Source organism: Neorhizobium sp. T25_13, from assembly GCF_002968675.1.
GTDB lineage: Bacteria > Pseudomonadota > Alphaproteobacteria > Rhizobiales > Rhizobiaceae > Neorhizobium > Neorhizobium tomejilense.
On the sequence record NZ_PVBI01000002.1, the window covers coordinates 64000 to 76450 of the forward strand.

12 protein-coding genes are annotated in these 12451 nt (G+C 63.3%); 3 read left to right on the forward strand and 9 right to left on the reverse strand.

Annotation, left to right across the window (positions count from 1 at the left end; genetic code table 11):
- Nucleotides 1–37 precede the first annotated feature (37 nt).
- A complete protein-coding gene (locus tag C5J22_RS03740; RefSeq protein WP_205837161.1) occupies nucleotides 38–655 on the forward strand; it encodes a LysE/ArgO family amino acid transporter in 618 nt (205 codons plus the stop codon).
- Nucleotides 656–695: 40 nt separating this feature from the next.
- On the opposite strand, the gene C5J22_RS31905 is transcribed toward C5J22_RS03740, so the two are convergent.
- The 3 genes from C5J22_RS31905 to C5J22_RS03750 form a co-directional block, all read right to left on the reverse strand.
- Complete coding sequence (locus tag C5J22_RS31905; protein ID WP_255759033.1) at nucleotides 696–824, reverse strand: hypothetical protein; 129 nt, start codon at nucleotides 822–824, stop codon at nucleotides 696–698.
- A 173-nt stretch (nucleotides 825–997) separates the two neighbouring features.
- Nucleotides 998–1837: a CDP-diacylglycerol--serine O-phosphatidyltransferase gene (gene pssA / locus C5J22_RS03745; protein WP_105402883.1), complete on the reverse strand. Its 840-nt coding sequence runs from the start codon at nucleotides 1835–1837 to the stop codon at nucleotides 998–1000.
- A gap of 17 nt (nucleotides 1838–1854) precedes the next feature.
- Entirely contained in the window at nucleotides 1855–2553 is a 699-nt protein-coding gene (locus C5J22_RS03750) for a phosphatidylserine decarboxylase (RefSeq protein ID WP_105437634.1), read from the reverse strand.
- 286 nt (nucleotides 2554–2839) lie between these two features.
- Here C5J22_RS03750 and C5J22_RS03755 point away from each other — a divergent pair, with 286 nt between their 5' ends.
- Entirely contained in the window at nucleotides 2840–4696 is a 1857-nt protein-coding gene (locus C5J22_RS03755; protein WP_105437258.1) for an ABC transporter ATP-binding protein, read from the forward strand.
- A gap of 83 nt (nucleotides 4697–4779) precedes the next feature.
- Here C5J22_RS03755 and C5J22_RS03760 read toward each other — a convergent pair whose 3' ends face one another.
- From C5J22_RS03760 to C5J22_RS03785, 6 genes are all read right to left on the reverse strand, one after another.
- Nucleotides 4780–5802 (reverse strand): LLM class flavin-dependent oxidoreductase, encoded by a 1023-nt coding sequence (locus C5J22_RS03760; RefSeq protein ID WP_105437259.1) that lies wholly within the window; start codon nucleotides 5800–5802, stop codon nucleotides 4780–4782.
- 98 nt (nucleotides 5803–5900) lie between these two features.
- The gene (locus tag C5J22_RS31005; protein ID WP_172724106.1) at nucleotides 5901–6041 is read right to left on the reverse strand and encodes a hypothetical protein; all 141 of its coding nucleotides are present in this window, start codon (nucleotides 6039–6041) and stop codon (nucleotides 5901–5903) included.
- Between the two features lie 130 nt (nucleotides 6042–6171).
- Nucleotides 6172–8061, reverse strand: a complete 1890-nt coding sequence (locus C5J22_RS03765) for an ABC transporter ATP-binding protein/permease (RefSeq protein ID WP_105437260.1) — start codon at nucleotides 8059–8061, stop codon at nucleotides 6172–6174.
- A 155-nt stretch (nucleotides 8062–8216) separates the two neighbouring features.
- A complete protein-coding gene (locus C5J22_RS03770) occupies nucleotides 8217–8906 on the reverse strand; it encodes a hypothetical protein (protein WP_105437261.1) in 690 nt (229 codons plus the stop codon).
- Between the two features lie 495 nt (nucleotides 8907–9401).
- Complete coding sequence (locus C5J22_RS03780; RefSeq protein ID WP_105437263.1) at nucleotides 9402–9692, reverse strand: GIY-YIG nuclease family protein; 291 nt, start codon at nucleotides 9690–9692, stop codon at nucleotides 9402–9404.
- 174 nt (nucleotides 9693–9866) lie between these two features.
- Entirely contained in the window at nucleotides 9867–11675 is a 1809-nt protein-coding gene (locus tag C5J22_RS03785; RefSeq protein WP_105437264.1) for a LysM peptidoglycan-binding domain-containing protein, read from the reverse strand.
- Nucleotides 11676–11820: 145 nt separating this feature from the next.
- Between C5J22_RS03785 and C5J22_RS03790 the strand changes: the two genes are divergently transcribed.
- A complete protein-coding gene (locus C5J22_RS03790; RefSeq protein ID WP_105421259.1) occupies nucleotides 11821–12450 on the forward strand; it encodes a TIGR00730 family Rossman fold protein in 630 nt (209 codons plus the stop codon).
- Nucleotide 12451: the final 1 nt, after the last annotated feature.

Here is a 12451-nt window from a genome sequence, read left to right on the forward strand (position 1 = left end):
CCCTCGGCCTCCTCCCTAGACGGACAATGCCATGAACCTGTTTTCCGCCGGCCTTTCCGGCCTCGCACTCGGGGCTTCGCTGATCATCGCCATCGGCGCCCAGAACGCCTTCATCCTGCGCCAGGGGCTGATTCGCGCCCACGTCTTCATCCTCTGCCTGATCTGCGCCCTGTCGGATGCGACGCTGATCGCCGCCGGCGTTGGCGGGCTCGGCACGATCGTCGCGCAATCTCCCACGCTGATCTCTGTGGTAACGCTGGGCGGCGCGGTGTTTCTCGGGCTTTATGCCATCATGGCCTTCCGCCGGGCGGTAAAACCGGCCGCGTTGGTGGCGGGCGCGCCGGAACCGATGGGGCTGAAGGCGGCGGTTCTGACCTGCCTGGCCTTCACCTTCCTCAATCCGCATGTCTATCTGGATACGGTCGTGCTGCTCGGCAGCCTGTCTGCGGCCTTCGAAGGGGCGGAACGCGTGGCCTATGGTGCCGGTGCGGCAATTGCCTCGTTCGTCTGGTTCTTCGGGCTCGGTTACGGCGCGCGGTTCCTGGCGCCGCTTTTTGCCAGACCCGCCGCCTGGCGGGTGCTGGATGTCGTCATCGGCATCGTCATGGGCCTTCTCGCGCTGGGGCTCCTGTGGAGTTTTCTCAGCGGCGAATGAAGTCGGTCGCCTGGTCCCTGGGCCGGCTCAGCGGGCCTGATCAGCCGGCCGGGGTAAGCTTCGGCTTGCGGTTCAGCATCAGGGCGGCGGCAACCACGGCCTTCAAGCCGAGCGGACGGTAGGGCGTGGTCATTTCCGGTTTGGATTCAATCTTCTTCTCGGTGCTCATAGCTGTCTCCTCAACACGCGAATCTCTTGTTTGCATTTTGCGATCGCGGCTTTTCCCATAAAAGCGGGCGGAATCGTGGCCGGCAAGCCGGCAGTGCCGCCCGGTATTCGTAGAACTGTCATCTTGCGGGAAACTGTTGCGCGGAAGTTGCAACTTACCGAGTGCGCCTGCCCTCAGACGTTCGCACTGTCATCCTCGATCGTGATCGTGCCGTAGCGGCGGTGCCAGGCGCGCGCGCTGAACGGCAGGACGAGGAGGTACCCGACGACGGTGATCGACAGCACTTCCCACGTATAGCTCATCAGCAGCGCCACATAGAGCACCACGGCAAGCATGATCGGCAGCATCAGGTCGCGGCGGATACGGCTCGACTTGCCGGACCAGACCGGCAGGCGGGACACCAGCAAGTAGCCGATCAGCAGCGTATAGGCGACGCTGACATATACGAAGACCGGCGTCGCCTCGAGCCCGAGGAAGCCCAGATAGACCGGCAGCAGCACCAGCATGGCGCCCATCGGGGCTGGCACGCCGACGAAGAATTCCGATTGCCAGTCGGCCTTGATGTTGCGGTCTTCCATGACGTTGAACCGGGCGAGGCGCAGGCCGGCGGCGATCGCATAGAGCAGCGCCGCGATCCAGCCGATCGAATGCGCCTGGTCGAGCAGGAAGGCGTAGGAAACCAGCGCCGGCGCGACGCCGAAATTGATGATGTCGGCAAGCGAATCCATCTGTACGCCGAATTTGGAGGTGGCCTTCAGGAGCCGTGCCACGCGCCCGTCGATGCCGTCGAGGAAGGCGGCCAGCAGCACCATGGCGACCGCCAGTTCGAAACGCCCCTCGAAGGCGAGCCTTATCCCGGTCAGGCCGGCGCAGATGGCAAGCACGGTGATGAGGTTCGGCACCAGCAGCCGGAGCGGGATTTCGCGCAGGCGCGGCCCGCGGGCCTCTTCGTTCGGGCGGTTGTGTTCCCTGTGCGAATGAGGGGGCGAGGGCGGCGAGGCGGGCGTCTCCATCAGGCTTCTGGCTCCCTTTACGTGCGGCGGCTGATGATCGGGCCCTTGGTCGAGCCGAATTCCGCAAGCACGGTTTCGCCGCCGATGGCGAGCTGGCCGACGGACACGCGCGCCTGGCCGCCGGCCGGCACGAAGACGTCGAGCCGCGAGCCGAAGCGGATCAGGCCGAACCGTTCGCCGGCATTGACCGGTTCGCTCGGCTTCACCCAGCAGACGATGCGCCGCGCCACCAGGCCGGCGATCTGCACCACGCCGACCTTGCCGTGGCGGGTTTCGATGACGAGGCCGTTGCGCTCGTTGTCGTCGGAGGCCTTGTCAAGTTCGGCATTGATGAACTGGCCTGGGCGGTATTCGATGCGCGACACCTGGCCGCGCACCGGCGAGCGATTGATGTGGCAGTCGAACACGTTCATGAATACCGAGATGCGCAGCATGGGTTCCGAACCCAGCTGCAGCTCGACCGGCGGCACGACCATGGCGACATGGCTGATGCGGCCATCGGCAGGGCTGAGGATGAGATCGTCGTCCTGCGGCACCGCCCGCTCCGGATCGCGGAAGAAGTAGGCGCACCACAAGGTCAGCACCAGGCCGATCCAGAACAGCGGCTCGGCGATATAACCAAGGATCAGCGAGGCGATGAAGAAGGCGGCGACGAAGATGTAACCTTCCTTGTGGATCGGCACGAGCGTGTTGCGGATGGTCTCGAAGAGGTTGATCAACGTTTTCTCCCGTATGTCAGTGCCATCTGACTACAGCGAAACCGTTTTTGCGGCAATGCGGTTCCAAGACGCAACTGACGGGTTCAGCCGCAATGGCTTTCAGGGCAACGCCCTTTGCATCGTTTCAAGGCAGTCGGTGCCGGTTGCGGGTTGAAGCGAGCACAAGAAATCGAGCTCCTCCCAAGGTTACGACCTTGAGAAGTTTCGCGCCGAATCTCAATCTGTGGTTAAATGGCGCGCAGTTCTTTTGACGATTCAATCTCAAGATGGTTTTTCAGCTGTCATGTCGATTTCAGATTTCGTTTATCGCCCCTTCGAGACCCTGATCCAGCCCCTCGAAATCCCGCATGAGCGTCTGCCCTCCCGCGGTCCTTTCGTGCTGCTCCTGCACTTCATAAAAATGTTCCGGGGCGTGCTGATTTCCATCTCCGTCTTTGCAATGCTGGTGGAATGCATCAACCTTTTCCTGATCTGGAGCCTGTCGGCCATCGTCGATGGCGTCGCTGCAAGCGGAGCCACAGCCTTTCTGCACGACCAGTGGCGCCTGCTTCTGGCCATGGGAGTGCTGCTATTTCCAGTTCTGCCCCTCTTCGCATTCTTCGCCAACACGCTCGCCTCGCAAGCTGTCGCGGTCTGCATGCCGGTGGCAATCCAGTGGCAGGGGCACAAAGCCGTGGAAAGACAGGACCTCGGGTTCTTCCATGATCTTTTCGCCGGCCAGGTGGCCTCGCGCCTGTCTCAGGTTGCATCCGCGGTCCAGCAGCAGGTCGTCGTAGCCTTTCAGACGATCCCGCATTTCCTGGTGCAGTTCATCGGGTCGCTGTTCCTGCTCGGAACCGTGGCCTGGCCGCTCGCGCTGCCGGTTCTTGTCTGGATTGCCGCCAGCATTGTCATCGCCGTGATAGCGGTCCCCCATTTCACCGAGCGCTCCCGCCGTTCGGCCCGCCAGCGCAGCCTGGTCGTGGGTTCGATGACCGATCTCTACAGCAACATCCAGATGGTGAAGCAATTCGCCGCGGAAGACAGCGAAGCCGGCGCTTTGCGCAAGGTTTTCGCAAATGTCGTGGAAACCCAGCAGAAAGAACGGCGGATCTACCTGACGACCGACACCGGCATCACAACACTCAATGTGCTCCTGTGGTTTGCCATGCTCACCGTCGGTTTCTGGGGCATGATCGCCGGCTTTGTCAGCACCGGCCAGTTCGTCGTCTCGCTTTACATCACCCAGCGCCTGTCGGGAAATGCCCGCGCTTTTCTGCAGATGGGGCAGCAGATTTTCCAGGCCGTCGGCACCATCCGTGATGCCATGCCGGTAATGACAACGCCGCCAACCATCAACGATGCACCGGGGGCGCCATCGCTGGTCGTTTCGCGCGGCGATATCCGCTTCGAGAATGTCGGGTTCGCATACCGGCCGGACCGAAAGGTTCTTGATAGCCTGACCTTGAACGTCCGGGCGGGCGAAAAGGTCGGATTGGTCGGAGTTTCCGGCGCAGGCAAGACGACGCTGGTGAGCTTGCTTCTGCGGTTTTATGACCTGACGAGCGGTTCGATCCTGATTGACGGCCAGGACATTCGATCGGTCACCCAGGCAAGTCTCAGGGAGAAGATCGGCGTCATTTCCCAGGATGTCGCCCTGCTGCATCGCTCGGTCGGAGACAACATCCGCTACGGAAGGCCGGCTGCGTCGCAGGAGGAAATCGAACGGGCAGCCAGGGCTGCCCAGGCGGATGGCTTCATTGCCGAACTGAGGGACGGCGAAGGGCGCAAGGGATACGACGCCTTCGTCGGCGATAGGGGTGTCAAGTTGTCGGGCGGTCAGCGGCAGCGCGTCGCCATCGCAAGGGTCCTTCTCAAGGACGCGCCGATCCTCGTGCTCGACGAGGCGACCTCCGCGCTCGACAGCGAGTCGGAGGCGGCCATTCAGGATAAGTTGGCCGTGCTGATGAACGGCAAGACGGTGATCGCCATTGCTCATCGGTTGTCGACGATCGCCAAAATGGATCGGATTATCGTTCTCGACAAAGGCCGTATCGTCGAGGAGGGAACGCCCGAGGAGCTGCTGACCCGCGATGGGCTCTATGCCCGGCTCTGGAAGCGGCAGACCGGTGGTTACATCGCGGATGCTGATGATAGCTAGTGCATATGGGTGCTCTGGGACGACGGCTCCGTGGGGCAAGCCGTCGTCAGGTGCAGTCCGGGCTTAGTTGCCGTTGCGCCGCGCTATCGCCACCCCAGCCCCGGCGCCACATGCTTCAGAATGCTCTCCAGCACATGCGCGTTGTACTCGACGCCGAGCTGGTTGGGCACGGTGAGCAACAGCGTATCGGCCTCGGCGATCGCCTCGTCGGCCTTCAGCTGGTCGATCAGCCTGTCCGGCTCGGCGGCATAGGAGCGGCCGAAGATCGCTTGGGTCTGCGGGTCGATATTGCCGATCTGGTCCTGGCTTTCGCCGCTGCCGCCGAAATAGGCGCGGTCCGTGTCGTTCATCAGCGCGAAGATGCTGCGGCTGACGGAGACGCGCGGTTCGCGGGCGTGGCCGGCTTCCTTCCAGGCTTCGCGGTAGATGCGGATCTGCTCGGCCTGCTGGATGTGGAACGGCTTGCCGCTCTCGTCGGTCTTCAGCGTCGAGCTCTGCAGGTTCATGCCCAGCTTGGCGGCCCAGACGGCGGTCGAATTTGAGCTCGAACCCCACCAGATGCGGTCGCGCAGGCCCGCCGAATGCGGCTCCAGGCGCAGCATGCCGGGCGGGTTGGGGAACATCGGCCGCGGGTTGGGCTTGGCGAAACCTTCGCCGCGCAGCACGTCGAAGAACACTTCCGCATGGCGCCTGCCCATGCCTGCATCGGTCTCACCTTCCGCCGGCTGGTAGCCGAAATAGCGGAAACCGTCGATCACCTGTTCCGGCGAGCCGCGGCTGATGCCGAGCTGCAGGCGTCCGCCGGCGATGAGGTCGGCAGCGCCGGCATCTTCCACCATGTAGAGCGGGTTTTCATAACGCATGTCGATGACGGCGGTGCCGATCTCAATGCGCTTGGTGCGGGCGCCGACGGCCGACAGAAGCGGGAAGGGCGAGGCGAGCTGTCGCGCGAAATGGTGGACGCGGAAATAGGCGCCGTCGGCGCCAAGTTCTTCGGCGGCGACCGCCAGATCAATGGATTGCAGCAGGACATCGGATGCCGACCGCGCCTGCGACTGCGGCGAGGGGGTCCAATGCCCGAAGGAGAGAAAGCCGATCTTTTTCATTGCGTTACCACCGTGAATTTACTGTGTCTGAAGTTACACGTTAGATGGCATCTCGACAGCGACATGAACAGTCGCCGCCCTGTGAACAGTGCGTCCGCTTACCGTGCGGCCTGCGGATCGACCCAGCCCATCCAGGTGGTGAAGGCGAGCAGCGGCGAGCCGAAGAAGATCAGCACCAGCACATAGGCGATCGCGATGCCGCCGAGGACGAGCATGCGGGGGGTGAGGTATCGTTTCATCATTTCAATCCTGGTGAGTGGTTGGTGATTAGTGGTTAGTTGATAGTACTGGCGTTTCGCTTTGAGATCGGCTTCTTTTCACTACCCACTACCCACTACCCACTACCCACTACCCACTACCCACTACCCACTATTCCGCCGCCGGCACGCCGCGCAGCACGACCCCGAGGTCGTCGCTCTCGCGCACCTTGCGCAGCTGCTCTTCGGCCTGCACCGCTTCGCGCTGGCGGTTCCACATCGAGGCGTAGAGCCCGTTCTGTTCGAGCAGTGAACTGTGCGTGCCGCGCTCGGCGATCAGCCCGTCGCGCAGGACGATGATCTCGTCGGCGCCGATGACGGTCGAAAGCCGGTGGGCGATCACCAGCGTCGTGCGGTTCTTGGAGACCACGTCGAGTGCCGACTGGATCTCGTGTTCGGTCGTGGTGTCGAGCGCCGAGGTCGCCTCGTCGAGGATCAGGATCGGCGGGGCTTTGAGGACGGTGCGGGCGATCGCCACGCGCTGCTTCTCGCCGCCCGAAAGTTTCAGGCCCCGTTCGCCGACCTTGGTGTCGAAACCGTCGGGCAGGGCGCTGATGAAATGGCCGATCTGCGCCACTTCGGCGGCGGCAAGCATTTCTTCCTCGCTCGCCGAGGGGCGGCCGTAGCGGATGTTGTAGGCGATCGTATCGTTGAACAGCACCGTATCCTGCGGCACCATGCCGATCGCCGCGCGCAGCGAATGCTGCGTCACGTCCCGCACGTCCTGGCCGTCGATGGTGATCGAGCCGTCCTGGATGTCGTAGAACCGGTAGAGCAGGCGGGAAATGGTCGATTTGCCAGCACCCGAAGGCCCGACGATCGCCACCGTCTTGCCGGCCGGCACTTCGAAGGAAACACCCTTCAGGATCGGCCGGGCCGGATCGTACGAGAAATGCACGTCCTTGAAGGCGATCGAGCCTTGGGGGATGGCGAGAGGCGCGGCATCCGGCCGATCGACGACCTCCGGCTGCACTTCGAGCAGCTCGAACATCTGCTCGATATCGGTCAGCCCCTGGCGGATTTCGCGGTAGACGAAACCGATGAAGTTGAGCGGGACGGAAAGCTGCAACAGCAGCGCGTTGACGAACACGAAATCGCCGATCGTCTGCTCGCCGCGCTGCACGGCCAGCGCCGACATCACCATCATGACAGTCGTGCCGAGGCCGAAGATCACGCCCTGGCCGAAGTTGAGCCAACCGAGAGAAGTCCAGACGTCGGTCGCCGCCTTCTCGTAGCGCGCCATCGAACTATCGAAGCGCTTGGCTTCCATCTCCTCGTTGCCGAAATATTTGACCGTCTCGAAATTGAGGAGCGAATCGATCGCCTTGGTATTGGCGTCCGTATCGCTGTCGTTCATCGAGCGGCGGATGGCGATGCGCCAGTCGCTGGCCTTCACCGTGAACCAGATATAGAGCGCCACCGTGACGGCGGTAACGAGAACGTACCAGAAGCCGTAAGCGACCCAGAAGATGATGGCCGTCAGCAGGAATTCGAGCAGAGTCGGCACGGTGTTGAGAATGGTGAAGCGGACGATCGTCTCGATGCCCTTGGTGCCGCGCTCGATGATCCGCGACAGGCCGCCGGTCTTGCGCTCGAGATGAAAGCGCAGGGAGAGCTGGTGCATGTGCACGAAGGTACGGTAGGCGAGCTGGCGCACCGCATATTGGCCGACAGAGGCAAACAGTGCGTCGCGCAACTGGTTCAGCCCCACCTGCAGGATGCGGGTGAAATTGAGCGCGATGACCAGCACCACAGCGCCAAGCAGGAAGGCAGGCAGGAGACCTGCCATGTCCAATTTGCCGTTCAGCGCATCCGTCGCCCATTTGAAGAAATAGGGCACCGTCAAGAGCACGAACTTGGCGACGAAGAGGTAGAAGGTCGCCCAGATGACGCGGGCCTTCAGGTCGGCGCGTCCTTCCGGCCACATATAAGGCCACAGGTTGACGAGCGTACCGAGCGGATTGCTGGCATCCGCCGAAATGGTCTTCTTGTTATTCGCCATCAATGTCTCCGGGACGGGCGCGTCGAAACGCCTCCCGCACATAAGGTCCGGGGAAGAATGTTGCAATGACGGTTTCGTGAAACTTCAGGGCCGGCACGGACCGGCCGGGCGATGAGAGGCGAAGGCTGGATGTCTCCGGCCCTCGCCGGTCGCGATCACTTGGTGCTGGTGGAGGCGGCGGGCGCGGTGCCGGCTGCCGGCTTGGTGGTCGCTGCCGGCGTCGGCCAGGAGATGTAGTAGTAGGCCTCGCCGACCATGCCGAAATAGGAGCTGGCCCCGGTCGCCTTCTCGATATAGCTGCCGTCCGCGTTGCGCACGAACTTGCCGCTTTCGTCCCGCGTCAGGCGATCCTTGAGGAACTGTGTCCAGTCGGATTTTTCGACGGAGGTAACGCCGGCCGAGGTCTGTTTGCCGTCGGTAATGTCCCAGGCGGTGATCTGGTCGCCGGCGACCGCGTCGGTCAAAGTCAGGGTGCCGGCATCGATCGCCTTCTGCATCGCCTCGGCCATCGCCTTACTGTCGGGGCTCGCCTTCAGCGCCTCCAGCTTCTCCTGCAGCGCCTTCATGAACGCCTTGCTGGACATGTCGCCGACCGATCCGTCGCCTGCGGTGTCCGGGGCATTGCCGTTCATGGTCTGCTGCAGCGAGGCGATCAGCGCCGCGATCTTGTCGTCCTCGTAGTCGTCGTCACCGCCGCTACCGCTGGAAAACAGGATGTCGGCGAGCGACGAGGAGGACGAGCCGGACGCCGAGCTGCCAGGCGCCCTGTTGTTGGAGACATCATTGAATGCATTGAGGGCCGCTTGAGAGGACCAAGTCCGAATGGAATTAATGCTGGAAACCATTTTCTTCTCCTGTCCGTGCGGCATGGATCAGAGCCGGAGATAATATGCGAGCACGCCGCCTGATCACCGCGGTATTCCTCCTAACCTGCGCGAAGCTGGCCCAACCGGAGCTGGCGCTCATCGGCCGCCCAAGGCGTCTTCTGGGGGAGTGGAATTGGAATGGTGGTGGTGGGGCTGGATGCGTTTTTCACGGGGTGGGGAAATCGTCCCCGGTTTCTCGGCGGGGGAGATGCGCAGGAAGAGACTTTCGCACCGCCGACGCGGCGCGGCTGGATTCCTGTGACAAGCACAGGAATGAGGGAGGTTGGGGAGCCGCGGCAGCTACTGCAACGCCTCATACCTGGGTTCTTGTTTGTAAAGGTGATCCGGAACTAGCTTCCGCAGACACATAGGATTTGGAGTGAAGGCCTGGGCCTAAACCACCCTCATTCCTGTGCTTGTCACAGGAATCCAGCAGCCGCGCGTCTGCGCGGCGGGGACTATGCCCCAACGACTTCACAGCGAATGTAGATGCGAGGCAATGTCCTCCCAATCCGGATTGCGTTCCTCGATAAGGTTGAGTTTCCATTTCCGAGGCCATTTCTTCATCGTCTTTTCGCGGGTGATCGCGTCGACAAGAAGGTCGTATTCTTCGAACCAGACGAGCGTCTTGATCCCGTATCTTGATGTGAACCCAGGCGTCAGTTCGTTCTGATGTTCGTAAAGGCGGCCAGGAAGATCGCGCGTCACGCCGATGTAGAGCGTGCCGTTGCGCTTTGAGGCGAGAATATAGACGTAACCCTTCATGGTTGAAGAGTGACAGCGGTCATTACCGCTTGCAAGGGACTTTCGCGCCGCCGACGCGGCGCGGCTGGATTCCTGTGACAAGCACAGGAATGAGGGAGGTTGGGGAGCCATGGCAGTCCCAGGCGACGTCCCGAATGGGTCAGCAGGGGTTTCTATACCCCAGGCCCCGCCCCCTTACGACCGGCGTTGTATCATCCGCTGGCGATGGAGTTCTTCAGCGTCCGGCAGGGCGGCGTCAGGCACGCCAAAAATCTGGCCGGGCTGGATGACGTCGGGGTTGCGGATCTGGTCCTCGTTGGCGAGGTAGATCGTCGTGTAGCGCACACCCTGGCCGTAGACGCGGCGGGAGATCTGCCAGAGCGTGTCGCCGCGGCGGATGATCACCGAGCTGCGTTCGCTCTGGGTCAGCGGCTCCTGCTGGATGGTACGCGTGCCGCTGGCATCGGTGACCGTCATCGGGGCGGCTGGGGTAACCTGGACGCCTTGCAGCTCGCGGGCGATGGTCGGGCCGACGGCGCGGGCGATCATTTCGCCGATCCGCTTCAGGCCGGCGCCGACGCTCGCGACATCCTTGGGAAGCGCGTCGAGGGCGGCAACCGCTGCCGCGGCGTTCTGGACGGTGGTTTCGGCAAGCACCCGGGCGGAGGCGGCCGCATCGGCCGGCAGGCGGTATTCGGAGAGCGACTTCAGGGCGATCGAGGTGGCGGAGCGGGCGGCGGTCATCTGTTCCGCCGAGGGTATGCGGCCGCCGTCGTAAAGCCCGCGCAGCAGGTTGAAGGCGCGCACCGTTTCGTTGCGCAGCTTGTCGAAGGCGCCGCTGTCGGCCGCCGACATGCCGTTATTGGCGGCCTGCGGCGCTGCGACGGCCGCGACCTGGTCGCCGGCCGGGCGGTTGAAGGGCACTTCGACCCGTACCAGAGCCTGTCCGCCGGCCCCGACAACCTCGACGCCGATCCGGTGGTCGCCGACGGCAAGGTCGATCGCCCCTTCGATCACGAAACTGCCGTCCTGGCCCGCCTGAGCGGTGCCGATCGGCCGGCCGTCGGCCTGGCCACGCAGCATGGTGCCGGCCTTGGTGTTGCCGGCGACGAAAATCTTGTTGCCCTCGATTTCGACAGCGGTGATGCGCAGTTCAGGCGCAGCGGATGTCGCCGCCGGAGAGGCGGGCGCCGAGACCGGTATGCTCGGCGCGGAAGATGCGAGATTGGACGAGCCGGCCGGCGGTGCCGGCAGGGCGACAACGGAGGTACTGGCCGACGGCGCGGCCGAGGGGGCGGCAAGCGCGGGGCTGGCCGGGGCCTGATTGGTAGCGGGCGAAGCTGCCGCGGCCTGGGCTGCCGGCTGTGGGGCACTCGCGCCAGGCGGAGTTGCGGCGTCCGGGGTCGCGATCAGGCGGCTTGCCTTGCCGGGCTTGGTGACCATGGCGAGCAGCTTGCCGTTCTTGTCGGCGGGCACCGAGACGGTCGCAGTTTCTTCCGACAGGGTGGTCTTGCCATCCTTGCCGATCGCCTTGAGCACGAGCTGGTGGTCACCGGGCGGCAGCGGCTTGTCGAGGATGGCGGCGAAATCACCGCTCGGGCCGACGTCGACCTTGGCGACGATCGCGGTGCCATCGGTAACTTCGAGCTTGGAATGGGGCGCGGCGCGGCCGGCAATCACGGTCGACCCATCCGGCTCGACGCGCAGCACGTCGAAGGAGGGCGGCGTCATTGCTGCAGCCTGGCCTGCTGCGGAAGACGCGGCGGGCTGAGCCGTCTGCGGCGCCGTGGCAGCGGCCTGGTCGGCCGGCTTTGCGGCATCGGGCGCCCTGGCCGTCGGCTGCGGTTCCGTCACCGCGTCTTTGACGGCATTGCCTGCGGCATTGATCGCGTCGCCGATCGGCTTGGAATCCTTGTTTATCGCAGGCATCACCAAGAACACCATCAGCAGCGATGCGATAGCCAATACGATCAGAGCCAGCCAGCCGGCGCGGTTTTTCATCATCAATGCCTCTCCCGACAGCTATAGCCATCGCATATCCGGATTAACCTTTTCCTCCCGCATTCACAAGCTTTTCACACGATAAACCCTTGCTCTTCCGGGCATTTCCCGTCAATTTTGACGACCGGGGCCTGGTTTGGCCCTCCCTTTGAAATGCGTTGCGGAGAAAACTGTGCCGATTCGATCCATCTGCGTTTACTGCGGCTCGCAGCCGGGGCGCGATCCCGCCTACCTTGCAGCCGGCCGTGCGCTCGGAAAATCCATCGCCGCCCACGGGCTTCGGCTTGTCTATGGCGGAGGCACCAAGGGCATCATGGGTGCGGTCGCGGCCGGCGTTCTGTCGAACGGCGGTCAGGTCACCGGCATCATTCCAGAGTTCCTGGTCGACATGGAGGCCACGCGCCATTCGCTCGGCCAGCTCGACGAGCTGATTGTGACGGAGGACATGCATGCGCGCAAGCACAAGATGTTCGAGCGCGCTGACGCTTTCGTGACCCTGCCGGGCGGCATCGGCACGCTGGAGGAGATCGTCGAGATCATGACCTGGGCGCAGCTCGGACGGCATGAGAAGCCGATGGTGTTCGCCAATATCGGCGGTTTCTGGGATCCGATGCTCGACCTCATCACCCACATGCGCGAACAGGGGTTCATCCACCGTGCGCATCTCGTCCAGCCGTTGGTCATCGCCGACGTCGAGGACATCGTTCCGGCGATCCTGGAACAGGGCGAGGAGCGCCCGCCGACGAGCGGCGAGGGCGCGGTGATTTCAAGGCTGTAAG

What these genes read in the sequence shown, in the direction of transcription:
- C5J22_RS31905 (WP_255759033.1), bottom strand. Translation starts at nt 824, where the DNA reads ATGAGCACCGAGAAGAAGATTGAATCCAAACCGGAAATGACCACGCCC.
- C5J22_RS03785 (WP_105437264.1), bottom strand. Translation starts at nt 11,675, where the DNA reads ATGATGAAAAACCGCGCCGGCTGGCTGGCTCTGATCGTATTGGCTATC.
- pssA (WP_105402883.1), bottom strand. Translation starts at nt 1,837, where the DNA reads ATGGAGACGCCCGCCTCGCCGCCCTCGCCCCCTCATTCGCACAGGGAA.
- C5J22_RS03770 (WP_105437261.1), bottom strand. Translation starts at nt 8,906, where the DNA reads ATGGTTTCCAGCATTAATTCCATTCGGACTTGGTCCTCTCAAGCGGCC.
- C5J22_RS31005 (WP_172724106.1), bottom strand. Translation starts at nt 6,041, where the DNA reads ATGAAACGATACCTCACCCCCCGCATGCTCGTCCTCGGCGGCATCGCG.
- C5J22_RS03760 (WP_105437259.1), bottom strand. Translation starts at nt 5,802, where the DNA reads ATGAAAAAGATCGGCTTTCTCTCCTTCGGGCATTGGACCCCCTCGCCG.
- C5J22_RS03780 (WP_105437263.1), bottom strand. Translation starts at nt 9,692, where the DNA reads ATGAAGGGTTACGTCTATATTCTCGCCTCAAAGCGCAACGGCACGCTC.
- C5J22_RS03765 (WP_105437260.1), bottom strand. Translation starts at nt 8,061, where the DNA reads ATGGCGAATAACAAGAAGACCATTTCGGCGGATGCCAGCAATCCGCTC.
- C5J22_RS03755 (WP_105437258.1), top strand. Translation starts at nt 2,840, where the DNA reads ATGTCGATTTCAGATTTCGTTTATCGCCCCTTCGAGACCCTGATCCAG.